At 67.8% G+C, this 24,873-nt stretch carries 25 protein-coding genes; 13 read left to right on the top strand and 12 right to left on the bottom strand.

The genetic code is table 11. From position 1 onward, the window contains the following. Positions 1–48: 48 nt before the first annotated feature. The 8 genes from AC4LGL_RS23555 to AC4LGL_RS23590 all read right to left on the bottom strand — a co-directional run bounded on the left by AC4LGL_RS23555 (position 49) and on the right by AC4LGL_RS23590 (position 10,426). Entirely contained in the window at positions 49–2,247 is a 2,199-nt protein-coding gene (locus AC4LGL_RS23555) for a malate synthase G (protein ID WP_491840871.1), read from the bottom strand. A 78-nt stretch (positions 2,248–2,325) separates the two neighbouring features. Continuing rightward, a complete protein-coding gene (locus AC4LGL_RS23560; protein WP_491840872.1) occupies positions 2,326–3,252 on the bottom strand; it encodes a 3-methyladenine DNA glycosylase in 927 nt (308 codons plus the stop codon). A 75-nt stretch (positions 3,253–3,327) separates the two neighbouring features. Next, the gene (locus AC4LGL_RS23565) at positions 3,328–4,437 is read right to left on the bottom strand and encodes a hemolysin family protein (RefSeq protein WP_491840873.1); all 1,110 of its coding nucleotides are present in this window, start codon (positions 4,435–4,437) and stop codon (positions 3,328–3,330) included. Beyond that, positions 4,430–5,797, bottom strand: a complete 1,368-nt coding sequence (locus AC4LGL_RS23570; protein WP_491840874.1) for a hemolysin family protein — start codon at positions 5,795–5,797, stop codon at positions 4,430–4,432. The genes AC4LGL_RS23565 and AC4LGL_RS23570 overlap by 8 nt, the downstream gene beginning before the upstream one ends. A 225-nt stretch (positions 5,798–6,022) precedes the next feature. Continuing rightward, positions 6,023–7,459: a GuaB1 family IMP dehydrogenase-related protein gene (locus tag AC4LGL_RS23575; RefSeq protein WP_491840875.1), complete on the bottom strand. Its 1,437-nt coding sequence runs from the start codon at positions 7,457–7,459 to the stop codon at positions 6,023–6,025. Positions 7,460–7,505: 46 nt separating this feature from the next. Then, on the bottom strand, positions 7,506–8,972 hold the full coding sequence (gene gnd, locus AC4LGL_RS23580; RefSeq protein ID WP_491840876.1) for an NADP-dependent phosphogluconate dehydrogenase: 1,467 nt from the start codon (positions 8,970–8,972) through the stop codon (positions 7,506–7,508). Positions 8,973–9,023: 51 nt separating this feature from the next. After that, positions 9,024–9,995, bottom strand: a complete 972-nt coding sequence (locus AC4LGL_RS23585; protein ID WP_491840877.1) for a M56 family metallopeptidase — start codon at positions 9,993–9,995, stop codon at positions 9,024–9,026. A 14-nt stretch (positions 9,996–10,009) separates the two neighbouring features. Then, positions 10,010–10,426: a BlaI/MecI/CopY family transcriptional regulator gene (locus tag AC4LGL_RS23590; protein WP_055114525.1), complete on the bottom strand. Its 417-nt coding sequence runs from the start codon at positions 10,424–10,426 to the stop codon at positions 10,010–10,012. A 224-nt stretch (positions 10,427–10,650) separates the two neighbouring features. Between AC4LGL_RS23590 and AC4LGL_RS23595 the strand changes: the two genes are divergently transcribed. From AC4LGL_RS23595 to AC4LGL_RS23630, 8 genes are all read left to right on the top strand, one after another. Then, the gene (locus AC4LGL_RS23595) at positions 10,651–11,418 is read left to right on the top strand and encodes an iron reductase (RefSeq protein ID WP_491840878.1); all 768 of its coding nucleotides are present in this window, start codon (positions 10,651–10,653) and stop codon (positions 11,416–11,418) included. Between the two features lie 156 nt (positions 11,419–11,574). Then, a complete protein-coding gene (locus AC4LGL_RS23600) occupies positions 11,575–11,976 on the top strand; it encodes a PaaI family thioesterase (protein WP_491840879.1) in 402 nt (133 codons plus the stop codon). A 72-nt stretch (positions 11,977–12,048) separates the two neighbouring features. Then, on the top strand, positions 12,049–12,351 hold the full coding sequence (locus AC4LGL_RS23605) for an urease subunit gamma (protein WP_491840880.1): 303 nt from the start codon (positions 12,049–12,051) through the stop codon (positions 12,349–12,351). 39 nt (positions 12,352–12,390) lie between these two features. Further along, entirely contained in the window at positions 12,391–12,705 is a 315-nt protein-coding gene (locus tag AC4LGL_RS23610; protein WP_491840982.1) for an urease subunit beta, read from the top strand. Beyond that, a complete protein-coding gene (locus AC4LGL_RS23615; protein WP_491840881.1) occupies positions 12,702–14,435 on the top strand; it encodes an urease subunit alpha in 1,734 nt (577 codons plus the stop codon). The genes AC4LGL_RS23610 and AC4LGL_RS23615 overlap by 4 nt, the downstream gene beginning before the upstream one ends. A 15-nt stretch (positions 14,436–14,450) precedes the next feature. Further along, positions 14,451–15,086, top strand: a complete 636-nt coding sequence (locus AC4LGL_RS23620; RefSeq protein WP_491840882.1) for an urease accessory protein UreF — start codon at positions 14,451–14,453, stop codon at positions 15,084–15,086. Positions 15,087–15,115: 29 nt separating this feature from the next. Continuing rightward, positions 15,116–15,802, top strand: coding sequence for an urease accessory protein UreG (gene ureG / locus AC4LGL_RS23625; RefSeq protein ID WP_491840883.1), 687 nt, complete (start codon positions 15,116–15,118; stop codon positions 15,800–15,802). Beyond that, positions 15,802–16,449 carry an urease accessory protein UreD gene (locus AC4LGL_RS23630; protein WP_491840884.1) on the top strand — a complete coding sequence of 216 codons (648 nt, stop codon included), beginning with the start codon at positions 15,802–15,804 and terminating at the stop codon, positions 16,447–16,449. Before ureG ends, AC4LGL_RS23630 begins: the two co-directional genes overlap by 1 nt. On the opposite strand, the gene AC4LGL_RS23635 is transcribed toward AC4LGL_RS23630, so the two are convergent. The 3 genes from AC4LGL_RS23635 to AC4LGL_RS23645 form a co-directional block, all read right to left on the bottom strand. Further along, positions 16,446–17,819, bottom strand: coding sequence for a type II NADH:quinone oxidoreductase Ndh (locus AC4LGL_RS23635; RefSeq protein WP_491840885.1), 1,374 nt, complete (start codon positions 17,817–17,819; stop codon positions 16,446–16,448). The genes AC4LGL_RS23630 and AC4LGL_RS23635 overlap by 4 nt on opposite strands. Positions 17,820–17,917: 98 nt before the next feature. Continuing rightward, the gene (locus AC4LGL_RS23640; RefSeq protein ID WP_491840886.1) at positions 17,918–18,844 is read right to left on the bottom strand and encodes an LLM class F420-dependent oxidoreductase; all 927 of its coding nucleotides are present in this window, start codon (positions 18,842–18,844) and stop codon (positions 17,918–17,920) included. 18 nt (positions 18,845–18,862) lie between these two features. Next, positions 18,863–19,537, bottom strand: coding sequence for an SDR family oxidoreductase (locus tag AC4LGL_RS23645; protein WP_491840887.1), 675 nt, complete (start codon positions 19,535–19,537; stop codon positions 18,863–18,865). Positions 19,538–19,715: 178 nt separating this feature from the next. Between AC4LGL_RS23645 and AC4LGL_RS23650 the strand changes: the two genes are divergently transcribed. The 5 genes from AC4LGL_RS23650 (at position 19,716) to AC4LGL_RS23670 (ending at position 24,349) form a co-directional block, all read left to right on the top strand. Continuing rightward, positions 19,716–20,510 (top strand): ABC transporter permease, encoded by a 795-nt coding sequence (locus AC4LGL_RS23650; RefSeq protein ID WP_491840888.1) that lies wholly within the window; start codon positions 19,716–19,718, stop codon positions 20,508–20,510. Then, positions 20,501–21,595, top strand: coding sequence for a sulfate/molybdate ABC transporter ATP-binding protein (locus AC4LGL_RS23655; RefSeq protein WP_491840889.1), 1,095 nt, complete (start codon positions 20,501–20,503; stop codon positions 21,593–21,595). Before AC4LGL_RS23650 ends, AC4LGL_RS23655 begins: the two co-directional genes overlap by 10 nt. A 240-nt stretch (positions 21,596–21,835) precedes the next feature. Then, positions 21,836–22,870 (top strand): alanine and proline-rich secreted protein Apa, encoded by a 1,035-nt coding sequence (locus tag AC4LGL_RS23660; protein ID WP_491840890.1) that lies wholly within the window; start codon positions 21,836–21,838, stop codon positions 22,868–22,870. 146 nt (positions 22,871–23,016) lie between these two features. Next, complete coding sequence (locus tag AC4LGL_RS23665; protein WP_358028167.1) at positions 23,017–23,319, top strand: GlsB/YeaQ/YmgE family stress response membrane protein; 303 nt, start codon at positions 23,017–23,019, stop codon at positions 23,317–23,319. 28 nt (positions 23,320–23,347) lie between these two features. Continuing rightward, positions 23,348–24,349, top strand: a complete 1,002-nt coding sequence (locus AC4LGL_RS23670) for a zinc-binding alcohol dehydrogenase family protein (protein ID WP_491840891.1) — start codon at positions 23,348–23,350, stop codon at positions 24,347–24,349. Positions 24,350–24,358: 9 nt separating this feature from the next. Here AC4LGL_RS23670 and AC4LGL_RS23675 read toward each other — a convergent pair whose 3' ends face one another. Beyond that, positions 24,359–24,832, bottom strand: coding sequence for a hypothetical protein (locus AC4LGL_RS23675; protein WP_491840892.1), 474 nt, complete (start codon positions 24,830–24,832; stop codon positions 24,359–24,361). Positions 24,833–24,873: the final 41 nt, after the last annotated feature.

Raw genomic sequence — 24,873 nt, forward strand, 5'->3', positions numbered from 1 at the left:
CCCTGTACGTCTCGCGCCGACTAGTCATCCGGACCCGCCGAAGTCTAATCACTTCCCGGCGGTGCTCGCTTTGAACTCGCGGCGGCGCCGGTGCAGGATCGGCTCGGTGTAGCCGTTGGGCTGTGCTGCCCCGGACAGGATCAGCTCCTGTGCCGCGCCGAACGCGATGCTGGCATCCGGGTTGGGCGCCATCGGCAGGTAGTCGGGATCACCGGCGTTCTGCTCGTCGACGACCGCGGCCATCCGGCGCAGGCTGGCCTTGACGTCCTCTTCGGTGATGACGCCGTGACGCAGCCAGTTGGCCAGCAGCTGGCTGGAGATCCGCAGGGTGGCGCGGTCTTCCATCAGCGCGACGTCGTGAATGTCGGGCACCTTCGAGCAGCCGACGCCGGCGTCGATCCAGCGGACCACGTAACCCAGGATCGACTGGCAGTTGTTGTCGACCTCTTCGTGGATCTCCTCGGGCGACCAGGTCAGTGAGGAGTCCGCCAGCGGGATGGTCAGCAGCTCTTCGATGGTGGCGCGCTTCTTGCCGGCCAGCTCCTTCTGCACCGCTTCGACATCCACCTGGTGGTAGTGCATCGCGTGCAGGGTGGCCGCCGTCGGCGAGGGCACCCACGCGGTGGTGGCGCCGGCCTTGGGCTGGCCGATCTTCTGCTCGACCATGTCGGCCATCAGCTCGGTCATGGCCCACATGCCCTTGCCGATCTGGGCCTTGCCTGCCAGTCCGGTAGCCAGACCGACATCGACGTTGTTGTCCTCGTACGCCTTGATCCACGGCTGGGCCTTCATGGCGCCCTTGCGGATCATCGGGCCGGCTTCCATCGAGGTGTGGATCTCGTCGCCGGTGCGGTCCAGGAAGCCGGTGTTGATGAACACGACACGGTCCGCGGCGGCCTTGATGGCTGCCTTCAGGTTGACCGTGGTGCGGCGCTCCTCGTCCATGATGCCGACCTTGAGGGTGGACTCGGGCAGGCCGAGCACGTCCTCGACACGGCCGAACAGCTCACAGGTGAACGCGACCTCGTCGGGGCCGTGCATCTTGGGCTTGACGATGTAGACCGAGCCGGTGCGGCTGTTGGTCAGCTCGCCGTTCTCTTCGGTGGACTTCAGCCCGTGCATCGCGATCAGGCCCGTGAACAGCGCGTCCTGGATGCCTTCGGGGATCTCGTTCCCATCGGCGTCCACAATCGCGTCGTTGGTCATCAGGTGCCCGACGTTGCGCACGAACAGCAGGCTGCGCCCGGGCAGGGTCAGCTCGCCCTCGCCGTCCGGGGTGGTGAAGGTGCGGTCCGGGTTGAGCACGCGGGTGAAGCTCTTGCCGCCCTTGCTGACCTCCTCGGCCAGGTCACCGCGATTCAGGCCCAGCCAGTTGCGGTAGCCGAGCACCTTGTCGTCGGCGTCGACGGCGGCCACGGAGTCCTCGAAGTCCATGATCGTGGTGATCGCGGATTCCAGCACGACGTCCTTGATGCCTGCGGCGTCGGTGGAGCCGACGGGGGAGTCGGGGTCGACGAGGATCTCGATGTGCAGGCCGTGGTTGGCCAGCAGCACCGACCACTGCGGCTGACCCAGCTCGCCGGTGTAGCCGACGAACTGTTCGGGGGTGGCCAGGCCACTCGAGAGGTTGTCGCCGTACTCGACCAGCAGCTGGCCGTCGTCGATCTTCAGGCCGGTGGCCTCGGACCAGGAGCCGGCAGCCAGCGGCGTCGCTTCGTCGAGGAACTTGCGGGCGTAGGCGATCACCTTGTCGCCACGAACCTTGTTATAGCCCGTGCCCTTCTCCGCGCCGTCGTCTTCGCTGATGACGTCGGTGCCGTACAGCGCGTCGTACAGCGAGCCCCACCGGGCATTGGCGGCGTTGAGCGCGAAGCGGGCGTTGAGGATCGGCACCACGAGCTGCGGGCCGGCGGTCGAGGTGATCTCGTCGTCGACGCCTGAGGTGGTGATGCTGAAGTCGGCGGGCTCCGGCAGCAGGTAGCCGATATCGGTGAGGAACTGCTTGTAGGCCTCGGGGTCGACCGGCTCGAGCACATGAGCGCGGTGCCACTTGTCGATCTGCGCCTGCAGATCGTCGCGACGGGCCAGCAGGTCCTGATTCTTCGGGGTGAGGTCAGCGACGACCTTGTCCACACCGGACCAGAAGCTGTCCGGGTCGACGCCGGTGCCCGGCAGTGCCTCGTTGGTGATGAAGTCGTGCAGCACCTGTGCCACGCGCAGGTTTCCGACAGTCACGCGATTGGTCATGCGCGTTTCCTCCCTCGGCTCCAGGCACCGTGCGGTGCCTGCCGTTTATCCAGCTTACCCATTGGTAACGTCGGCCTTTCAGCCGTCCAGCCTGGTGAGCAACAGCTCACACCGGTTTGCCAGAGTGATCCGCAACGGCGCCGCCCGTTCGGCGATGCGCTGTTGGGCCCTGACGTATTCGGCACGCCCGGCCGGTGTTTCGATGGCGATCGGCTCGAAACCATAGCGTCTCAAGTCGTATGGGCTGGCACACATATCGACTGCCCGCGCGTCGGCGGCCAGTTCGAGTGCGTCCATCACGAGTTCCGACGGCACCAGAGGGCCCAGCTTGTACGCCCATTTGTAGGTGTCCATGGCGGCGTGGATGCAGCCGGGCTGCTCGGTGTCGAGCTGTTGCTCCCGGCTCAGTTGCCGGTCGTTGCGGGGGACGGCAGCCTCGGTGAAGAAACGGAAGGCGTCGAAGTGGCTGCACCGCAAGGGCATCGACTCGACGACCGCATCGGTTCCGGCGGTGCCGAGGCGCAACTGAACCCGGTCATGACGTAGCTGGGGAGTCCGGTAGACCATGGCCCACTCGTGCAGTCCGAAGCAGTTCATCCGGGGCGCCCGCGTCGCGGTGGCACGCATCAACCGGGCCACGAAGCGGACCGTCTCGATGCGGGAATGCAGGTAGTCGGCCCGCACCGTGACACCGTGCGGATGTGGGCCGTAACCCGTGCGCCGCAGATACGACTCCGACCCTCCGCCGGCGAGGACCACCCCGAAACCGGGATGCCACAGGCGTAGCTGACGGGGTCGCAGGCTGTAGTAGGTGAACAGGAAATCCCATACCGGGTGCGGCTCACCGGCGTGTCGGCGGCGCACGTGTGGTGTGAGGAAGTCGTCGGCGCGGCGCCGGTGTGATTCTGCGCGGGCCGCCCAATCCGGGCCCGCCAGGACCTCGTCGACCGCGGCGGCATCCGGCAGGGTCAGTCCGGCCGCGTCAGATCCAACGCGTCCTTCCATGTCTCCTCCACTGGGTGGCCCGCTGCCGCCATGCGGCTCGAGCCTACCGATGCACCCGAGGGAGGATCCGACGGGTCAGATGCGGTGGGTGCCGTCGCGCACCGTGCCGACCAGATCCTCGACGAGGTCCTCGAGCGCGACCATCGCGGTGACGGTCCCGTCCGGGCGGGCAGGCGCGTCGCTCGCACCGTCAGGGCCGTCCTGGTCCTCGCCGTGCTCCTCGTTGACGACCAGCCCGAGGTGACTGTTGCTGCGTCGCATCCGGGACAGCGCTTCGGGCAACGGCAACGAGGCCGGAACACGCGGCAGCGGACGCACCATGGACAGATCCAGCACCGCATCGGGGTCGTTGATGTGGGGCAACACATCCTTGATGTGCAGGTACCCGATGAATTCCCCGAAGGAATCGGCGACGGGGAAGCGCGAGTAACCGGTGTCGGTCAGCGCCCGCTCCACATCCCCCACGGTGGGCCCGGACCCAGGGGCCGCGACCCGGATGGCGTGAATCTCGTTCAGCGGCATCGCGACATCGCTGACCGTACGGGTGCGCGTTTGCAGGGCCCGCGTCAGGCGACCGTGCTCCTCGGTGTCGAGCAGGCCTTCGGACACCGATTCGGCGATCATCTCCGACAGTTCGACGGTCGAGACGGCCGATTCCAGCTCGTCGACCGGTTCGACCCGGAACGCGCGCAGCGTGGCGTTGGCGCACCAGTTGTAGAAGGCGATGAACGGCCGGGCCGCCCGGATGTACACCAGGTACGGCGGGACCAGCAGCATCGCGGCAGTCTCGGGCCCCGCGATGGCGATGTTCTTCGGCACCATCTCGCCGAGCAGTACGTGCAGGGTCACCACGACAGCCAGCGCGATGAAGAACGAGACCGTGTGCAGAACCGCGTCGGGCACGCCGATCAGCGCGAAGGGTTTCTCCAGCAGATGAGCGACGGCGGGTTCGCCGACCCGCCCCAGCAGGATCGAGCAGATCGTGATGCCCAGTTGGGAGCCGGCCAGCATCAGCGACAGGTGCTCGCCCGCCCTGATGACGGTCACCGCACTGCGCTTGCCCTGCTCGGCGAGCGCCTGCAGCCGGTCGCGGCGGGCCGAGATCAGCGCGAACTCCGCGGCCACGAAGAACGCGTTGGCGGCCAGCAGCAGCACCGTCAGCAGCACACCGAGGATGTCACCCATGCTCGTTCTCCCGGGCTCCGAGACTGGTCAGTTCGAGCAGGTCGATCCGGCGGCCGTCCATCCGCACCACCGTGGCCAGCCATCGAGTCGGCTTGTCCGGGTCGCCGTCCGGGTCGAACGCGGTGAGCTCCACGGCTTCGCCGGTCTCCGGTATGTGACCGAGTTCCTGCAGCACCAGACCGCCGATGGTTTCGTATTCGCCCTCGGCGGCGCGGAACCCGGTGGCGGCCGCCACCTCGTCGATCCGCAGCAGCCCGGACACCTGCCACCCGGCGCCGGCCGGCACCACGTCGGGCGTGGCGTCGTCATGCTCGTCACGCACGTCGCCGACGATCTCCTCGATCAGGTCCTCGACCGTCACCATGCCCGCGGTGCCGCCGTATTCGTCGACCACCAGTGCGGTCTGCAAACCGTTGGCCCGGATCTGGGTCATCACGGCATCGCCGTCGAGGGTGGACGGCACCGTGGCCACGGGCAGCGCCAGCGCGGCCAGCCGGGTCCGGTCCCGGTCTTCGCGCGGAACCGAGAACACCTGCTTGACGTGGACGACGCCGATCGTCTCGTCGAGATCACCCTCGACGATCGGGAACCGTGAATAGCCGGTGCGGATCGCGACGGCCATCAGGTCGGACACCGAATCGCCTGCGTCGAGCACCTCGATCTTGGAGCGTGGGGTCATCAGTTCCTCGGCGGTGCGCTCACCGAACTGCAGCGAGCGGTGCACCAGCAGCGCGGTGGTGGGATCGAGAGATCCGCTGCGGGCCGAGTTCCGGACCAGCGACGCCAGCTCCTGGGCCGAACGTGCCGAGCGCAGTTCCTCGGCCGGCTCGACGCCGAGGCGGCGCACGATCCAGTTGGCGGTGCCGTTGGTCAGCCGGATGACCGGCGTGAACAGCATCGAGAACAGCAGCTGGAACGGCGCAGCCGCGCGTGCCGTCGGGACCGGGCGGGCCACGGCCAGGTTCTTGGGCACGAGCTCGCCGAACACCATCGACAGCGACGTCGCGATGAGGATGGCCAGGAACAGGGCCAGACCGGACGCCACGTTGGGTGGTACGCCGAGGGCGTCCAGGCCGGGGCGGATGAGCTCGCCGACCACGGGTTCGGCGAGGTAACCGGTCGCCAGCGTCGTGATCGAGATGCCCACCTGGGCTCCGGAGAGCTGGAACGACAGGGTGCGGTGCGCCCGGCGGACCAGTTGGTCGCGGCGGTCGCCGGTGCGGGCGTTGGCCTCGACCGTGCTGCGCTCCAGTGCGGTCAGGGAGAACTCGGCGGCCACGAACACCGCGGTGCCGAGAGTGAGGAGGACGATCGCCAGGATCGACAGCAACGAGAAAACTATGTCCGTTGAGCTGCCCATCAGCTCTCCAGAGGAACGCCGGGCCGGGGGCCCGGCCGACTAGGAGAGGGGTCGTCGGCTTCGGCGCTCAGAAGTGACTGGTGTTCCACCCCGAAGGCCGGTTCAGAACCGGAGGCCTCGGTGGGTGCCTGCGGCACGTGAACCCTTTCGTTCGATCTGATACGGCGGACGACCGGGCGATACGCGGCCGTCGACGCCATACTCCGAACCTCAATAGTATCGCGGTCACCATCCGGTCGGCAGCGGATGTCCCTCGGCGAAACCGGCGGCCGACTGGACGCCCAGCACGACTTTCTCGTGCAGTTCGGTGAGATTGCCTGCGCCGACATAGGTGCAGGTGCTGCGCACCCCTGAGGTGATGTGGTCGAGCAGGTCCTCGACTCCGCCGCGCCCCGGGTCGAGGCTCATCCGCGAGGACGAGATGCCCTCTTCGAACAGGGCCTTGCGGGCGCGGTCGAACGGGCTGTCCCCGGCGGTGCGGGCGGCCACCGCACGTTTGGAGGCCATGCCGTAACTCTCCTTGTACGGCCGTTCCTCCCGATCGTGCAGCAGGTCGCCGGGGGATTCATAGGTGCCGGCGAACCAGGAGCCGATCATCACGTTGGCGGCGCCCGCGGCCAGTGCCAGCGCCACGTCGCGCGGATGCCGGACCCCGCCGTCAGCCCACACGTGGGCGCCGAGTTCCTTTGCTGCGGCTGCACATTCGACGACCGCAGAGAACTGCGGGCGTCCCACGCCGGTCATCATCCGGGTGGTGCACATGGCGCCCGGGCCCACCCCTACCTTGACGATCGAGGCGCCGGCCTCGATGAGGTCGCGGGTGCCCTCTGCGGACACCACGTTGCCCGCCGCCAGCGGTAGGCCGAGGTTCAACGACGCCACCGACTTGATGGCGTCGAGCATCTTGAGTTGATGCCCGTGTGCCGTGTCGATGACGAGCAGGTCGGCGCCGGCCTCGGCCAGCGCGCGCGCTTTCGCCCCGACGTCGCCGTTGATGCCGACGGCTGCCGCGATGCGCAGCTTTCCGGCCGTGTCGACGGCGGGTGTGTAGATACCGGCCCGCACCGCGGCGGTCCGGGTCAGCACGCCGGCCAGGGAGCCGTCCGCCTCGGTCAGCACCGCCAGGTCGATGGGTGCGTGCTCGAGGAGGTCGAACACCTTTCGCGGATCGGTGCCCACCGGAGCGCTGACGAAGTCCGGCACCGCGACATCACGGATGCGGGCGAAGCGGTCCACACCGGCACAGCCGGCCTCGGTGACCAGCCCGATCGGACGCCCCTCGAACACCACCACCGCCGCCCCGTGGGCACGCTTGTGCAGCAGCGCCGCGGCGTCGGACACCGAGTCGTCGGGGCCCAGCGTCACGGGGGTGTCCACCACGAGATCGCGGCTCTTGACGAACTGCACGGTGTCGGCCACCACGGTGCTCGGCAGGTCCTGCGGCAGCACCACGATGCCGCCGCGCCGCGCGATGGTCTCGGCCATGCGCCGACCCGCCACCGCCGTCATGTTCGCCACCACCACCGGGATGGTGGTGCCGGATCCGTCGTTGGTGGACAGGTCGACGTCGAACCGCGATGCCACCTCGGACCGGCCGGGGATGACGAAGACGTCGTTGTAGGTCAGGTCGTACGGCGGGATGTGTCCGTTCAGAAACCTCACGCCCTTGAGTCTAGTGGCGCGGGCTTTCCCGCCAGGGCCGCTGAATCTAGGCCTGAACCTCGCTGCGGTCGCCGCTCCACAACGTGTGGAACTTCTGGCCGGGCTCGGCGTCGGTACGCCCGTAGGTGTGCGCGCCGAAGAAATCGCGCAGCCCCTGGGTCAGTGCCGCGGGCAACCGTTCGGTGCGCAGCGCGTCGTAGTAGGACAGCGACGAGGCGAAGCCCGGGACGGGAATTCCCAACTCGGTGGCCTTGATCACGACCCGGCGCCAACTGTCGATGCCCGCCTCGACCGCGTCACGGAAGTACGGCGCCGCGATCAGAGTGGCCAGGTCGGCATCGTCGTCGTACGCCTCCTTGATCCGGTTGAGGAACTTCGCCCGGATGATGCAGCCGCCGCGCCAGATGGTGGCCATATCGCCCAGGGTGATGCCCCACCCGTACTCGGCCGAACCGGCCTGGATCTGATTGAAGCCCTGGGCGTAGGCGATGATCTTCGAGGCGTACAGCGCCTTTCGGACATCCTCGATGAATTGCGCTGCGTCGCTTGGCTTCGCGCCGAGGTCGCCGGAGGCCAGACCGGTGGTGGCCTTGCGCTGGGGCACCGAACCCGACAGTGCCCGGGCGAACACGGCCTCGGCGATGCCGGTGACGGGAACGCCGAGATCGAGGGCGGACTTCACGGTCCAGCGCCCGGTGCCCTTCTGTTCGGCCTCGTCGACGATCACATCGACCAGCGGCTTGCCGGTCTTGGCATCCACCTGACGCAGCACCTCGGCGGTGATCTCCACCAGGTAGCTGTCCAGGTCGCCCTTGTTCCACTCGGTGAACACGTCGGCGATCTGTGCCGCCTCCAGGCCGAGCCCGTCGCGCAACAGTTGGTAGGCCTCGCCGATCAGCTGCATGTCGGAGTACTCGATGCCGTTGTGCACCATCTTGACGAAGTGTCCGGCACCGTCCGGGCCGATGTGGGTGCAGCACGGCACACCGTCGACGTGCGCGGAGATCTCCTCCAGCAGGGGGCCGAGCGACTTGTAGGACTCGGCGGGTCCGCCGGGCATGATCGACGGGCCGTTGAGCGCGCCTTCCTCGCCGCCCGAGATGCCCGCGCCGACGAAGTGCAGGCCGCGCTCGCGGATCGCCTTCTCCCGGCGGATGGTGTCGGTGTAGAGGGCGTTGCCGCCGTCGATGATGATGTCGCCGGGCTCCATGGCGTCGGCCAGCTCGTTGATCACCGCATCGGTCGGGTCGCCCGCCTTGACCATGATGATCACCCGGCGCGGCTTCTCCAGGGCGTCAAGGAATTCCGCGATCGTCTCGCTGCGCACGAACTTGCCCTCGGAGCCGTGCTCGGCCAGCAGTGCATCAGTTTTGGCGATCGACCGGTTGTGCAGCGCGACGGTATAGCCGTGGTGGGCGAAGTTGCGGGCGAGATTGGAGCCCATCACGGCCAGGCCGGTGACTCCGATCTGCGCGGTAGCGGTGGTGCTGGACGGTGTGCTCGACGACGTCATGCCGCAGCCTTTCGTTGTTTTGTTGTGTCAGAACGCCTGTTGGACAGGGGTTTATCCCAGCCCGGCGAACAGGCGGTGAAGCTCGGTGAGCCAGGGAACGGCGACGGCGACGGTAGGCACCACCAGAACGGCGGCCGCGGCCAGGTAGGCCGTGGCCGCCATGGCCACGCTGTTGGGCTTGCCGCCGAGGCGTCGCACCCGGATCACGGTGGTCGGTCCGCCGGCGGCCAGTGCGCCCGAGGGGGTGCGGCCACTCGCGCAGGCGACCAGCGCCCGGGCCAGGGGAGTAGGGCCTGCCGTCCGGACCGCGGCGTCGTCGGCCAGCAGCTCGATCAGCAACCGGACCGCGTCCAGCGCGTTGGCACTGCGGACGAACCGCGGGAATGCGGCGTGCACGGCGGTGAACATCTCCAGGACCAGATCATGGCGGGCGCGCAGGTGGGCCCGTTCATGGGTGAGGATCGCGGCAACCTCGTTGTCGGACAACGTGGTGAGCGTTCCCTCGCTCACCACGACACGGCTGCGGACGCCGGGCAGGCAGTAGGCGAGTGGCTGTGCGACGTCGAGGATGCGCAGACCGTCACCGGCGAGCGGGCGGTGCGCCGTACACAGGTGGGCCGGCACCGCGTCGCGGGACTTGCTGAGCAGGTCGACCATCATGCGGTGATGCGCGCGCCTGCGCCGGGTAGCCACCGCCACCTGGATCACGGCCAGACACAACCGGCCACCGATCAGCAGGGTCAGGGTGAACACCACGACGTAGAGCAGCCACAACGGCAGGCCGAGGGCTTTGATCTCACTGGTGATCGTGGCGGTCGGCCGACCGTCCGGCCCCGGAACGAAAAGCCGGCTCGCGATGGCGATACCGGCCGAGAAAGCGGACAGCACAGCGGCCAGTGCGACCGACTGCCACAGCACGATGGCCGCGCGCGGGGCGCGCAGTGGCCAGGCCGCACGCGCCAGCACCGCCGGTACCGGCCCGACGAGGGCCAGCGCGACGAGAGTGAAGGCCAGCGCGGACACGCCGTAAGTCTCTCTCAGGCGGGGCCCGAATTGCCAGCCGGTGGGGGCAGCTGGTGCTTGCTCTCCAGTTCAGCGAGTGCCCGACGCAATGCCCGGGCCTCGTCGACGCCGACTCGCTCCACGAAATGAACCAGCGCGGCCTGCCGGCTGCCGGAGTCCGCGGCCTGGTCGAGGGCGTCGACCATCAGGCCGGCGACCAGCTCGTCGCGGCCGTGCGTGGGCGCATAGCGGTGCGCCCGGTCATCACGGTGCTGCACGACGAGGTTCTTCTTCGCCAGTCGTTGCAGCACGGTCATGATCGTGGTGTAGGCCAAGTCGCGGCGGGCGGCCAGCGCCTCATGGACTTGGCGCACTGTTTGGGGTTCGGGTGCGGACCACAAGTGATCCATCACCTCGCGCTCAAGCTCCCCGAGACGCGTCAATTTGGCCATGTTCCGTTCACTCTCCTGAGCAGTAAAGCCAGCGTACTACGCATTTACTACCGCGCGTCGTATGCATCCGAGGTCGGACCCCGGACTGCGTTCTACGTCGGGTTAGCGCAAGGTCAGCGCCATATCCGGGGTCTGTTGTGAATCGAGTCACAGGGGGTAGCTCTCATCCTTCACGTGACTATAGTAAGGCTAACCTAAGTCAAACTGGAGCCTTCGGAGGTGACATGACGGTCTTGATCGAAGATCCGCTGATCGCGGGTATGGCCATCGAGCGGACGCTGCCGCTGCACGAGTCGAGTCGGCGTTTACGTGAGCTGTATCCGGAGTGTCCGCGGGTCTACGGCGTGGCCGTGGTGGGTGACCTCTCGCGGCGGCGGTGGTGGCCACTGACCGAGGCGTTGTCCGCCGACCGGTTGCAGGGCATGTTCGATGCCGCGATGGCCGAGACCGGTAACCGGGCCGCGGTCGCCCAGCAGTTGGCCGCCACGTTCATTCATGTGGTGATCGGCCGGGTCGTGCCGCTGCTGGTTCTGGAGGGACGCGCCTGGGACACCGGCTTGGAGAACCTGTGGGTCCATGTCGACTCTGAAGGGGCGATCGACTGGGTCGGCGTCGTCGATCCGATCCTGCGCGGTCTGCCGGAGGATCCCCATTGCTGCGGCCGGGCCCCGTTCGCCAGTGCCTGCCGTGACGGGATCGTCGCGCTGCCCAGTGAGGCGGCGCTGACCACCTGGGTGGCTCATCGCAGTCATCGCGCGCTCGAACCCCTGTTCATCCGACTGGTGGACATCAGTGACGGCGCGATGTCCGTCGCGGCCATGTGGCACATGGTGGGCGCGGCGGTGGTGGGCGCGGCCACGCAGGTCCCGCTGCTCGCCGGCACGAGTGAGGTTGTCAGCATGCGGCGCGGGCAAGCGGTCCTCGATGCCCTGGTCGGCTTCGGTCTGCCGGTCCGCGGTAGTGGCCGGGCGGGGAAGGTCTTGCTTAATTAGGATAGCCTTGCCTAGTATGTAGATACGAGACTAACGGACCGCGCCGGAGTCCTGAGGGCTGCAGAGACCCCCGGTCCGCTCGAGGGCGGGTCCCGCGTTTTACACGCGGGACCCGCCCGCATCTTTATCTCAATACCCCGTGTAGACACGAGGACTGTGACCACTGAAATCCCCGAAGGTCTGGGCAAAGGCTTCGACACCGAACTGGGCCTGACCTACCTCGAGCTCACCCCCGACGGCGGCCGCGCGCAGCTCACGATTCACGACAAGCTGCTGCAGCCCTGGGGCATCGTGCACGGCGGCGTGTACTGCTCGATCGTCGAAAGTCTGGCCAGCGTCTCGGGCCACATCTGGCTGTCGGAGAACGGCGGCGGCACCGTGGTCGGGGTCAACAACAACACCGATTTCCTGCGCGCCATCGGATCCGGCACCGTCACAGCGGTTTCCACCCCGATCCACCGAGGCCGCCGACAGCAGCTCTGGCTGATCACGATCACCGACGACAACGACAAGCTCGTGGCGCGCGGGCAGGTGCGACTGCAGAACATCGCGGAGTAGCGCTTCCGGCGCCGGTCGTGCAGGCCGAGCGAGCGCTGCCGAAACCCGCTCGCCATGGCAATATCGCGCACTATGCGTTTGACCCCGCATGAGCAGGACCGCCTGCTCATCTCGTATGCCGCAGACCTGGCGCGGCGCAGACAGGCTCGCGGCCTGCTGCTCAACCATCCCGAGGCCGTCGCGGTGATCACCGATCATCTGCTGGAAGGCGCGCGTGACGGCCGCACGGTCGCCGAGTTGATGGTGAGCGGACGCGAAGTACTCACCCGCGGGGAGGTCATGGAGGGTGTGCCCGAGATGCTGGACGACGTCCAGGTGGAGGCCACTTTCCCCGACGGCACCAAGCTGGTCACCGTCCATCATCCGATCGCCTGATCGATGGCCAGCGAGAAGCCGAAGGCGGATCGTGCATCGATCGTGCCAGGGGAGATCGTGTTCGGCGACGGCGACATCGCGCTCAATGCCGGTGCGCCGCGGCTGATCCTCGACGTGGTCAACACCGGTGACCGTCCGGTGCAGGTCGGCAGCCATGTCCACCTGCCGCAGGCCAACGGCGCGTTGGACTTCGACCGGTCCGCCGCCCGCGGGCACCGTCTCGACATCCCGGCCGGGACTGCGGTTCGCTTCGAACCCGGTGTGGCCCAGCGGGTTTCATTGGTGCCGCTGGGCGGCACCCGCGAGGTGTACGGACTGTCACTGACCCCACCCGGAAAGTTGGATGCATCGTGACGTCGTTGTCCCGGACGCGGTACGCCGCTCTGTTCGGCCCCACCGCCGGTGACCGGATCCGGCTGGCCGACACCGACCTGTTCGTCGAGATCACCGAGGACCGCAGTGGCGGACCCGAACGCGCCGGCGACGAGGCGGTGTTCGGCGGCGGCAAGGTGCTGCGCGAGTCGATGGGACAGTCGAGGGCGACCCGCGCCGACGGCGCACCCGACACCGTCATCACCGGTGCGGTGATCATCGACCACTGGGGAATCATCAAGGCCGACATCGGCATCCGCGACGGACGCATCGTGGGGATCGGTAAGGCCGGCAACCCCGACATCATGTCCGGTGTACATCCCGATCTGGTGGTCGGGCCTTCCACCGAGATCATCGCTGGCAACGGCCGGATCGTGACGGCCGGTGGCATCGACTGTCACGTCCACTTCATCTGTCCACAGCTGATGGAGGAGGCGATCGGCGGCGGTATCACCACCCTGATCGGCGGTGGCACCGGGCCGGCGGAGGGTAGTAAAGCCACCACCGTGACGCCCGGCGCCTGGCACCTGGGGCGCATGCTGCAGGCACTCGACGGCTGGCCGATGAACATCCTGTTGCTGGGCAAGGGAAACACCATCAACCCGGCCTCCATGTGGGAGCAATTGCGCGGTGGTGCAGCTGGATTCAAGTTGCATGAGGACTGGGGCACCACCCCGGCCGCCATCGACGCGTGTTTGCGGGTGGCCGAGGAGGCGGACGTGCAGGTGGCTCTGCACTCGGACACCCTCAACGAAATGGGTTTCGTGGAGGACACTTTGGCGGCCATCAATGGCCGGGCCATCCACGCATACCACACCGAGGGAGCCGGCGGCGGTCACGCGCCCGACATCATCACGGTGGCCAGCCATCCGAACGTCATGCCCAGCTCCACCAACCCGACGCGGCCGCACACCGTCAACACCCTCGATGAGCACCTCGACATGTTGATGGTGTGTCATCACCTCAATTCAGCCGTCCCTGAGGATTTGGCGTTCGCCGAGAGCCGGATTCGGCCGTCGACCATCGCCGCGGAAGACCTGCTGCACGACATCGGGGCCATCTCGATGATCGGCAGCGACAGCCAGGCCATGGGTCGTATCGGTGAGGTGGTGATGCGGACCTGGCAGACCGCCCATGTAATGAAGAAGCGGCGCGGTGCGCTTGAAGGCGACACCGCCGGCGCCAAAGGCAACGACAACTACCGGGTACGCCGGTACGTCGCGAAATACACTATTTGCCCGGCTATTACGCACGGCATAGACCACGAACTCGGGTCTATCGAGGTCGGCAAGCTCGCCGACCTGGTGTTGTGGGAACCCGCGTTCTTCGGAGTGCGGCCGCACGCGGTGCTCAAGGGCGGCATGATCGCCTGGGCGGCGATGGGCGATGCCAACGCCTCTATTCCCACCCCGCAACCGGTGCTGCCGCGGCCCATGTTCGGCGCCCATCCCACCGTCGCGGCCGGATTGGCTGTGCATTTCGTGTCGCCTACGGCCATCGAAGACGACCTTGCCGCCCGACTCGGTCTGCGGCGCAGGCTGGTTCCGGTAAGGAACGTCCGGGGTCGGGGCAAGGCAGACCTACCCCTCAACGATGCGATGCCCCGCATCGAGGTCGATCCGGACACCTTCACCGTGCGGATCGACGGGCAGGTGTGGCAGGAGCAGCCCGCGGTCGAACTGCCCATGGCTCAACGATATTTCCTGTTCTAGATGAGTGGCCGATAGATGAGCAGCCTGGCAACGCTTCTGACCCTGGCCGATTCACGCTTGCCGACCGGTGGCCACGTGCATTCCGGCGGCGTCGAGGAGGCGGTCACCAGCGGTCTGCTCACCGACGTCCCAACGTTGCGCGCCTACCTGGTCCGGCGCATCCGCACCAACGGGGTGGTCGCAGCCTCGCTGGCGGTGGCGGTGCACACCGGTGCTCTGGACGCCGGGGCCGCCGACGCCGAAACCGACGCCCGTACCCCGGCTCCGGCGGCGCGGGAGGCCTCCCGCGCCCAGGGGCGCGGACTGGTCCGGCTGGCTCGGCGGGTCTGGCCGCAGCAGCCGTGGGACACACTCGGAACCCGGCCACATCTGCCGGTGGCCGCCGGTGCGGTCGGGGCGGCGGCAGCACTGGATCCGGACCAGACCGCCCTGTCGGTGGTGTACACCACGATGACCGGTTCGGCGACCGCCGCGCAGCGGTTGCTCGCCTTGGATCCCGCCGATGTCGCGGCCCTGACCTTCGAGCTGTCCGGGTTGTGCGACGAGGTGGCGGCCGAGGCGGCCACCGGTTTGGCCGATCTTTCCGACCCGTTGCTCGACGTGCTGGCCCAACGCCACACCGAACGCGACCGGCCGCTGTTCGTCTCGTAATTCTGTTATGTCATCTCGAAAGGTCCACCATGCCACCGCATTTCCTCGACGGCGAACCCCACGCGCACGTAGACCGGCCCAAGCGGGTCCGCCAACCCGGTGAGCCGTTGCGCATCGGTGTCGGCGGCCCGGTGGGATCGGGAAAGACCGCTCTGGTGGCGGCGTTGTGCCGGCAGTTGCGCGACGAGCTGTCGCTCGCGGTGTTGACCAACGACATCTACACCACCGAGGACGCCGACTTCTTGCGCCGGCATGCGGTGCTGCCCGACGAGCGGATCGCCGCGGTGCAGACCGGGGGATGTCCGCACACCGCGATCCGCGATGACATCACCGCCAATCTGGATGCGATCGACGATCTGATCGAGGCCAACTCCGCGCTGGATCTCATCCTCGTCGAATCCGGTGGCGACAACCTCACCGCGACGTTCTCGTCAGGACTGGTGGACGTGCAGATCTTCGTGATCGACGTGGCCGGGGGAGACAAGGTGCCGCGGAAGGGCGGCCCCGGCGTGACGTTCTCGGACCTGTTGGTGGTCAACAAGACCGACCTGGCCCCGATGGTGGGTGCTGATCTGGACGTGATGCGCCGCGATGCGGCCAAGGTGCGAGCAGACCGCCCGACGGCGCTCATCTCACTGACCGAGGATCCATCCGCGGGCCCGGTGCTGGCTTGGGTGCGTGAACAGTTGAAGGTCGCGCAGGCTCCGTCGTCGTGATGCACTCCGAAGTTGCCATCACGGCCTCGCCGGGGCGGTTGCCGCGGATCGAGGCCAGTGGCGGGCTGGCCGGCCGGTGCACCGAAGCGGACACGGTGCACCTGGTATCTACGGCCGCCACCCCACTCGGAGGCGATACCGTCACGGTGCGGGTGGTGGTGGAACCCGGTGCGCGGCTGCGGATTCGCACCGCGGCGGCAACCATGGTGCTGCCCGGTGCCGCCACGTTGCGGTCGGCTGCGCACTGGGAACTCGAGGTCGCCGGGCAGTTGGATCTCGATCCGCAGCCGACCGTCGTTGCGGGAGGTTCGGCGCATCGCACCACTACGCGACTACGGCTGGACGATGCGGCCCAGGTGCGGATTCGCGAACGGGTCCAGATCGGCAGATCCGGTGAGCGGGAAGGTAACTGGTCGTCGGCGATGCATGTCGACGTCGGCTCCGTGCCGCTACTGCGGCATCGGATCGAACTCGGTTGCGGCGCGGTGGGTGATGACGTGCTGGCCGCCCCTCGGGCGTGCATCAGCGAATTGCGTTATCCGGAACCCGTGTTCGAGGCGCACGGCACCTTGCTGGCGCTGGCCGCCGGTGGCAGCCTGGCCACCTGGCAAGGTGACCGGCTGCCCCCTGAGGTGCCAGGGCCCTAAGACGCGGCCTTCTCGGTCTCCTGGACCGAGGCGGCGATCTCTTCGAGTTCCTCGATCCTGGTGCGGGCGTACGCCTGCTGTTCGGTGATGGTGAGTTGCCCGCGCTTGGTGCTCAGGAAGGTCACACCCCACGACAGCACCGTCACCAGACGGCTCTTGAACCCGACGATGTACACCAGGTGCAGTACCAGCCAGCACACCCAGGCGAAGAACCCGGAGAACTCGACCGGGCCGACCTTGGCCACTGCCGAGAATCGCGACACCGTCGCCATCGAGCCCTTGTCGAAGTACTCGAACGGGGCCCGGATCTTCGGGCTGGTGCCCGCGACCTCGCGCTTGATCAGCTTGGCGGCGTAACGGCCGCCCTGGATCGCGCCCTGGGCGACGCCGGGCACACCCTCCATCGCGGCCATGTCGCCGACCACGAAGACATTGGGATGGCCAGGAAGCGTCAGATCCGGCTCCACCTTGACCCGGCCGGCCCGATCCAGCTCAACCCCGGACTGTTCGGCCAGGTCCTTACCGAGCGGGCTGGCCGACACACCAGCCGACCACACCTTGCAGGCCGATTCGATACGTCGCAGGGTTCCGTCAGAGTCCTTGACCGTCAGTCCGTTGCGGTCGACGTCGGTCACCATGGCACCGAGCTGAACCTCGACGCCCATCTTCTCGAGCCGTTCCTGGGCCCGCTTGCCGAGCTTCGGGCCCATCGGCGGCAGCACCGCCGGTGCGGCGTCGAGCAGGATCACCCGGGCCTCGGTCGGATCGATGTGGCGGAAGCTGCCTCGCAGGGTCTGATCAGCCAATTCGGCGATCTGCCCGGCCATCTCCACGCCCGTCGGGCCCGCGCCCACCACCGTGAAGGTAAGTAGCTTGGCCCGGCGAACCGGGTCGCTGGAGCGCTCGGCCTGCTCGAACGCACCGAGAATGCGGCCGCGCAGCTCCAGCGCATCGTCGATCGACTTCATGCCGGGAGCGAACTCGGCGAAGTGGTCGTTGCCGAAGTAGGACTGTCCGGCGCCTGCGGCGATGATGAGGCTGTCGTAGGGGGTGGAATACGTGTGCCCCAACAGCACTGAATCGACCGTCTGGTTCTCCAGATCGATGTGGGTCACGTCGCCCAACAGCACCTGGGCGTTCTTCTGCTTACGCAGGATCACGCGGGTGGCGGGGGCGATCTCGCCCTCGGAGATGATGCCGGTGGCCACCTGGTACAGCAGCGGCTGGAACAGGTGGTGCGTGGTGCGGGCGATCAGCTTGACGTCGACGTCGGCACGTTTGAGGGTCTTGGCGGCGGTCAGACCGCCGAAACCCGATCCGATGATGACTACCTTATGCCGATCCGATGCCGTAGCTCCGGGATGGCTCATTGCTGCTCCTCGCGAACGTGTTTGCCACTCGTAATAACCGTTAGGTTAGTCGGCGCCATTCCGACCTGTGCGGTGAGATGGGCAACCGAACCGAATGTTTACCCGGATATCAGGGGTTTCAATGCGTCGGCGACCTCGGTGATGCCGCCGGGCACGTAGCCGCCCATGGTCACCGGACTGAGGATGACTCCGTCCACCCCCGTGTCGAAGAGCTTGGTCTTCAGCTGTTCGGCAATCTGCTCGGCGCTGCCGAACACGGCGCGTTGCTGGAAGTCGGGTGGGATGGCATCGGCGGTGAAGTGCTCGCCGATCAACGCAATCACCAGCATGCTGGTCTCCAGCGTTGCCGGGTCCCGGTCGATCTGCTCGCACTGCTGGCGGATCACATCGAGCTTGCGGGGCAGTTCGTCGAAGTTCGCGATGATGTTGAGGTGGTCGAAGTGCCGGGCCGCCAACGGGATGGTCTTCTTCTCGCCGCTGCCGCCGATCATCAGCGGAATGTGGTCGCGGAAGCGAGGTTCGGCGAATGCCTCCTCGGTCCGGTAGTAGGTGCCGCTGAAGGTCGCGCGCTTGCCCTCGAGCATCGGCACGATGATTTGCAGGGCCTCGTCGAGCTTCTTGAACCGCTCGGTGAACGTGCCGAATTCGAAGCCCAGACTGTCGTGTTCGAGCTCGAACCAGCCGGTCCCGATGCCGAGGATCGCGCGGCCCTGGCTGATCACGTCGAGGGTGGTGATGTTCTTGGCCAGTAGCGTCGGGTTGCGGTACGTGTTGCCGGTGACCAGGGTGCCGAGCTGCACCTTCTGCGTCGCGGTCGCCAGCGCGCCCAGCGTGGTGTAGGCCTCCAACATCGGCTGGTCGGGGGTGCCCAGGCCGGGGAGCTGGTAGAAGTGGTCCATCACGAAGACGGAGTCGAAGCCGGCGGCCTCGCCTTCCTGCGCCTGGGCGATGACGGTCGGGAAGAGTTCGGAAACGCCGGTGCCGTAGGAGAAGTTGGGGATCTGGAGTCCGAGTCGGATTGTCACTTCTCCGACCCTAGCGCGCTATCCCAGGGTTGCCATCGAACCGCGGCTGACGTGCATCGTCTGCCCGGTGATGTGGCGAGCTGCCGGCGTGCTCAAAAATACTGCGAGACGGGCGAACTCGTCGGCGACCGAAGGTGGCGTGGCGCCGAGGCCGTCGTAGCCGGGCTCGGCCGAGAGGCCGGGAGCGATGGCGTTGACGGTGATGCCGCGGGTGCCGAAGTAAGCGGCCTGACCGGCGGTCCAGTCGCCGAGGGCGGCCTTGACGGCGGCCTCGATGCTGCCTTCGCGCGGGCTGGCGGGCACGACGTTGACGATCGAACCGCCCGAGCGCAACTGGTCGCCCACGATCTGCACGGTCAGCACGGCGGAGATCACGGTGGCATCCAGCGCGTGGCGCCAGGCGGTGGCCTGATCGGCCAGCGTGAAGGTGCGGGGATCCTTGGCCTCGAACTGCGGGGCCGGGACGTTGACCAGGGTGTCGAGGTGGTGGGGGAACTGTGCGCGGACGGTCTCGACGCTGGCGGGATCGGTGTTGTCGAACACGATCGAGGCGATGTCGAGCTGCTTGGCCGTCAACTCCAGATCCTCGCGGCGGGCGCCGGCGATGATCACGTTGTGGCCGGCATCGAGGAAACCTGCCGCAATCGCCCGGCCGAGTTCGGTGTCGCCGCCGGTGACCAGCACCTCCGCCATGATGTACCTCCGTGTACCTGGGGGTCACCGCACCGGACGGGGGCGACCATCGGCCAATGTTACTGGACAGTAGCTAGGTGAGGAAACTCGGCGCGCCCACGGACGGCTCGCATAAGGTTGCCGAGATGATCCGACCCAGGGCTGCGACCTGTGTCGACGTGGTCGGTAGGGCCGTGTCGTGACGAATTCACCACGTCTTCCGCGCTGGATTTATGTGCCTGCCGCGGTGGGCGCGATCTTTGTCGTGCTGCCCCTGGTGGCGATGGTGGCAAAGGTGGACTGGCCGCAGTTCGGGTCGCTGATCTCCAGTCCGTCGTCCACGGCGGCGTTGACGCTCAGCCTGAAGACGTCGCTGGCCAGCACGGTGTTGTGTGTGCTGTTCGGGGTCCCGTTGGCGTTGGTGCTGGCCCGCAGCGGAGGTTCCGTCACCCGCATCGTACGACCGTTGATCCTGCTGCCGCTGGTGCTGCCGCCGGTGGTCGGCGGCATCGCGCTGCTGTACGCGTTCGGGCGGCTCGGGCTGGTGGGCCGATACCTGGAGGCTGCCGGGGTGCACATCGCTTTCACGACGGTGGCAGTGGTGCTTGCGCAGACCTTCGTCTCGCTGCCGTTCCTGGTCATCTCACTGGAAGGCGCCGCGCGCACCGCCGGCGCCGATTTCGAGGTCGTGGCGGCGACGCTGGGCGCGTCGCCGGGGACCGTGTGGTGGAGGGTGACGCTGCCGCTGCTGGGGCCGGGCCTGGTCTCCGGGGCTGTCCTGGCGTTCGCCCGTTCCCTGGGCGAGTTCGGTGCCACGTTGACGTTCGCGGGGTCTCGCCAGGGGGTGACCCGCACCTTGCCGCTGGAGATCTATCTGCAGCGCGAGAGCGACGCTGACGCCGCCGTGGCGTTGTCGGTGCTGTTGGTGGCGGTGGCCGCGGTGGTGGTCGTCGGGCTGGGCAGTCGCCGGCTGCGGGCAGGCGGATGGACATGACGCTTCACGTGCGTGCTGTCGTCGAAAACCGTGGGCTGGACGTGGAATTCGACGTGGCGGCAGGGGAGGTGCTCGCGATACTCGGCCCCAACGGCGCGGGAAAGTCGACGACACTGCACGCGATTGCCGGACTGGTCGGCCTCGACGCCGGGAGCGTGCGGGTGGGGGACCGGGTACTGACCGATACCTCGGCCGGCATGCAGATACCGACGCACGCCCGCCGGGTCGGCTTGTTGCTGCAGGACTCACTGCTGTTTCCACACCTGAGCGTGCTGGCCAACGTGGCATTCGGTGCGCGCAGTGGGCACCGGGCCGGTCGCCGTGCCGCCGCCGACAGCGCCCGCCGGTGGTTGTCCGAGGTCGACGCTGTCGATCTGGCCGACCGGCGACCCCGCAGGCTGTCGGGCGGTCAGGCGCAGCGGGTGGCACTGGCCCGGGCACTGGCCGCCGACCCCGAGGTTCTGCTGCTCGACGAACCGCTGGCGGGTCTGGACGTGGCGGTGGCGGCATCGATGCGCAAGGTGCTGCGTCGTGTGCTGGCCATTGGCGGCAGGTGCGCGGTGCTGATCACCCACGACCTGCTCGATGTCCTGACGCTGGCCGACCGGGTGCTCGTGGTGGAGGATGGGCGCATCGTTGAAAGCGGTTCTGTCGCAGAGGTATTGGCTACACCGAAGAGTCATTTTGCGGCGAGGTTCGCCGGCGTCAACCTGATCGGCGGCACGGCTGCCGGCGACGGCGTGCTGACCACCGCATGGCAGGCGAACTGGTACGGGTCGCCGGCAACGGATGTGCAACCCGGCGCGCCGGCCGTCGCCCTGTTCTCGCCGGCGTCGGTCTCGGTGTACCGCGACGAACCGCACGGAAGTCCGCGCAACACCGTTGAGGTGACGGTTGCCGAACTCGACAGCCGGGGGCCTGGCATCCGGGTGCGGGCCGATGAGCAGCCTGACGGGGCACCCGGCCTGGCCGCCGACATCACCCCGGAGTCGGCGGCCGAGCTACGGCTGGCACCCGGCGACACGGTGTATTTCTCGGTGAAGGCGCAGGAGGTCGCCGTTCACCCGGCGGGGCACCGGAAGTGACTCGCTGTTCGCCCGCGTAACGCGGGCATGCGCAGGTCCGAATCACCTGTTGAGGGTCCGGCGCGCGCAGTGTCGGGGGCGGGTTGCCAGCTCCGGCGTGGCGCCCGACACACCCGCGCGTCAGCAATCAACTATGTTGGTGTCTACCTGGTTATTCGCTGTGAACAGCAATCTCGATTTTGAGCACTCTAAGAGCAACTCACACTTGCGTCACGGCCGTAACACGGTAGTTTCTTCCCCATGGACGAGTCGGATGCGATGTCACATCGGCGCAGAGGTCTGTCGAAGAAGCTGGCGCTGGTTGCGATGACCGGCGCGACCGCCGCAGCCGTTGCGCTGCCGGCGGTGGCGTATGCGGATCCCGAGCCGGTGCCCCCGGCCCCGGCTCCTGCCCCGGCTGTGCCCGGTGCTCCCGCGCCGGCACCGGTTGCTCCCGCGCCGGCCCCCGCCCCGGGGGCGCCCGCCCCGGCTGTGCCCGGAGCTCCGGCTCCGGCTCCGGCTGCTCCCGTCGATCCCAACGCACCCGTTCCGCCCCCGGCCGCTCCCGCGCCTGCCCCCGCGGATCCGAACGCTCCGGCGCCCGCTCCGGCCGACCCGAACGCTCCCGCCCCGGCCCCCGCGCCGGAACCCGGCCGGGTGGACAACGCCGCCGGCGGCTTCAGCTACGTCGTGCCCGGCGGATGGAAGGTGTCCGACTCGACCCAGTTGTCGTACGGGCAGGCGCTGTTGACCAAGCTTCCGCCGGAGGGCACACCTGAGCCGCCGAACGACACCAGCGTGCTGCTGGGCCGTCTGGACCTGAAGCTGTTCGCGGGCGCCGAGGCCGACAATGCGAAGGCGGCTGTCCGGTTGGCCTCCGATATGGGTGAGTTCTTCATGCCGTTCCCCGGCACCCGGGTGAATCAGGAGACCGTGCCGCTCGACGCCAACGGGCTCACCGGCGTCGCCTCGTACTACGAGGTGAAATTCACCGACACCAACAAGCCCAACGGCCAGATCTGGGCCGGTGTGGTCGGCGCGCCGCCGGCCCCTGGCACCCCCCGCGGGCAGCGGGCTCCGGAACGCTGGTTCGTGGTCTGGCTGGGCTCGGCGAGCCATCCGGTGGACAAGGCGGCCGCTGCGACCCTGGCCAACTCGATCCGGCCGTGGACGCCGCCGGCGTCGGCCGCTCCTGACCCCAACGCGCCGCCACCGCCGGCCGACCCGGCGCATCCGGGTGTCGGCGTGCCGGTTCCGGTCACCAACGCTCCGCCGGAGATGCAGCCCCCGGCCTGACCCGGAGCACGCGGAACGCCGGAATCCAGCAGGCGAGCACCGATCGTTCCCATTTGGCCAACCGAATTGTTACGTTCGGGAGGTACATCTGGGGTGTGGCTCAGCGAGCCCGCTGGGCATAGCCAGTGACAGGTAGGAGACCTGTAATGGATGTAATGGCGGCAACCGAAATCCTGGCTCGCTCCTCCACGCTGACCAGCGTCGGCTGGATCGGCTACATCATCATCGGTGCGATCGCCGGTTGGATCGCCGGCAAGATCGTCAAGGGCGGTGGCTCCGGCATTCTGATGAACATCGTCATCGGCGTGGTCGGTGCGCTCATCGGTGGATTCCTGCTCAGCTTCTTCCTCAACACCGGAGGCGGCGGCTGGTGGTTCACCCTCTTCACCGCCATCCTCGGATCGGTGATTCTGCTCTGGCTCGTCGGACTCGTGCGCAAGGGCAGCTGATTCGGCGTCGATGATGGACGCGGGGACCATGACGGCCTGGCAGGTCGTCACTCCCGGTCCGGTGAGTTCGCATCCGCTGCAACGGGTTACCGTGTCCACCCCGCAGCCCGGGCCTGACGAACTGCTCGTCAAGGTGCTGGCGTGCGGGGTGTGTCGTACCGATCTGCATGTGGCCGAAGGGGATTTGGCCGTACACCGGCCACGGGTGATCCCCGGGCATGAGGTCGTCGGTGAAGTCGTCGCGGTCGGTGCCGATACGGGTGGCGGGTTCGCGGTCGGAGATCGGGTTGGTGTGGCGTGGCTGCGGCACACCTGCGGGCAATGTGTCTACTGCCTGCGCGGGCGGGAGAATCTCTGTCCGTACTCGCTCTACACCGGCTGGGATGCCGACGGCGGCTATGCGGAATTCACCACGGTCCCCGCGGCATTCGCGTTGCGGTTACCGACCGGATACTCCGACGTCGAGCTCGCGCCTCTGCTGTGTGCCGGCATCATCGGCTATCGCGCCCTGCTGCGCACCGACCTGCCGCCGGGCGGGCGGCTGGGACTCTACGGTTTTGGCGGCAGTGCGCATCTGACGGCGCAGGTGGCGTTGGCCCAGGGAGCCCGGGTACATGTGATGACCCGCGGCGAGCGGGCCCGCGAACTCGCCCTGGCGCTGGGAGCGTCGTCGGTGCAGGGCAGCACCGACATGCCGCCCGAGCCGTTGGATGCCGCCATTCTCTTCGCCCCGGTGGGGGAACTGGTGTTGCCTGCGCTGGCGGCCCTGGACCGTGGCGGCGTCCTGGCGATCGCGGGAATCCACCTCAGCGACATCCCGGCCTTGAACTATCAACGGCACCTGTTCCAGGAACGGGAGATCCGCTCGGTGACCGCCAATACCCGCGCCGATGCCCGCGATTTCCTGGCGTTCGCCGGCGCGCACCGGATGGCGGTCAGCACACCCGAGTACGCCCTGGACCGCGCCGACGAGGCGCTGGCCGATCTGAGTGCCGGCCGCATCGCGGGCGCGGCGGTGCTCCGCGGGTAGTCGGGGCAGTCAGAGCGCGGCGAGTGCGGCGCCCAGTCGGCCGTCGAGATCGCCGTGGCCGTAGGCGTACAGGGGGCCGAGCCCGTCGTTGATCACCCTGTTGAGGCGGGCCATCCCGCGCGCATTGACCGGCAGCGGCGAATGCAGCCGAAGCGTGATGGCATCGATCGTCATCTCGGCTGCAGCAATGTTCTTTCGGTGCAACGGTATTCGTGACGACCAGACGACGGTGTCGTTGGCGCTCTCGTGTACGCAGCGGCGCAACACCCGGGCGATGGCAACACGCTCGGTGATCGACGTGAGTCGTGCGGCGCGGGCCGCGATGGCGCTGCCCGGGGGTGTCGGGGTGCCGACTGCCAGCATGGCGTCGAGGCGGCCGGATCGAATCCGTGCGGTCAGGCGGGCCCGGAAGGACGGGCGGCGGGGGATGGGTGCATGACGGGGTGTGAGCGCCGGTGTCGCAGAAATTCGGTTGTCGTTCATGGCGATACCTCGTAGTTTCCGTGGTGCCCGAGTCCGTTGAT

The sequence above is a fragment of the Mycolicibacterium arcueilense genome (genome assembly GCF_058536225.1).

Excerpts from the sequence above, each read along its gene's own strand:
- AC4LGL_RS23555 (WP_491840871.1), bottom strand. The coding sequence starts at position 2,247 with ATGACCAATCGCGTGACTGTCGGAAACCTGCGCGTGGCACAGGTGCTG.
- AC4LGL_RS23560 (WP_491840872.1), bottom strand. The coding sequence starts at position 3,252 with ATGGAAGGACGCGTTGGATCTGACGCGGCCGGACTGACCCTGCCGGAT.
- AC4LGL_RS23565 (WP_491840873.1), bottom strand. The coding sequence starts at position 4,437 with ATGGGTGACATCCTCGGTGTGCTGCTGACGGTGCTGCTGCTGGCCGCC.
- AC4LGL_RS23570 (WP_491840874.1), bottom strand. The coding sequence starts at position 5,797 with ATGGGCAGCTCAACGGACATAGTTTTCTCGTTGCTGTCGATCCTGGCG.
- gnd (WP_491840876.1), bottom strand. The coding sequence starts at position 8,972 with ATGACGTCGTCGAGCACACCGTCCAGCACCACCGCTACCGCGCAGATC.
- AC4LGL_RS23590 (WP_055114525.1), bottom strand. The coding sequence starts at position 10,426 with ATGGCCAAATTGACGCGTCTCGGGGAGCTTGAGCGCGAGGTGATGGAT.
- AC4LGL_RS23595 (WP_491840878.1), top strand. The coding sequence starts at position 10,651 with ATGACGGTCTTGATCGAAGATCCGCTGATCGCGGGTATGGCCATCGAG.
- AC4LGL_RS23605 (WP_491840880.1), top strand. The coding sequence starts at position 12,049 with ATGCGTTTGACCCCGCATGAGCAGGACCGCCTGCTCATCTCGTATGCC.
- AC4LGL_RS23620 (WP_491840882.1), top strand. The coding sequence starts at position 14,451 with ATGAGCAGCCTGGCAACGCTTCTGACCCTGGCCGATTCACGCTTGCCG.
- ureG (WP_491840883.1), top strand. The coding sequence starts at position 15,116 with ATGCCACCGCATTTCCTCGACGGCGAACCCCACGCGCACGTAGACCGG.
- AC4LGL_RS23630 (WP_491840884.1), top strand. The coding sequence starts at position 15,802 with ATGCACTCCGAAGTTGCCATCACGGCCTCGCCGGGGCGGTTGCCGCGG.
- AC4LGL_RS23635 (WP_491840885.1), bottom strand. The coding sequence starts at position 17,819 with ATGAGCCATCCCGGAGCTACGGCATCGGATCGGCATAAGGTAGTCATC.
- AC4LGL_RS23645 (WP_491840887.1), bottom strand. The coding sequence starts at position 19,537 with ATGGCGGAGGTGCTGGTCACCGGCGGCGACACCGAACTCGGCCGGGCG.
- AC4LGL_RS23655 (WP_491840889.1), top strand. The coding sequence starts at position 20,501 with ATGGACATGACGCTTCACGTGCGTGCTGTCGTCGAAAACCGTGGGCTG.
- AC4LGL_RS23660 (WP_491840890.1), top strand. The coding sequence starts at position 21,836 with ATGGACGAGTCGGATGCGATGTCACATCGGCGCAGAGGTCTGTCGAAG.
- AC4LGL_RS23665 (WP_358028167.1), top strand. The coding sequence starts at position 23,017 with ATGGATGTAATGGCGGCAACCGAAATCCTGGCTCGCTCCTCCACGCTG.
- AC4LGL_RS23670 (WP_491840891.1), top strand. The coding sequence starts at position 23,348 with ATGACGGCCTGGCAGGTCGTCACTCCCGGTCCGGTGAGTTCGCATCCG.
- AC4LGL_RS23675 (WP_491840892.1), bottom strand. The coding sequence starts at position 24,832 with ATGAACGACAACCGAATTTCTGCGACACCGGCGCTCACACCCCGTCAT.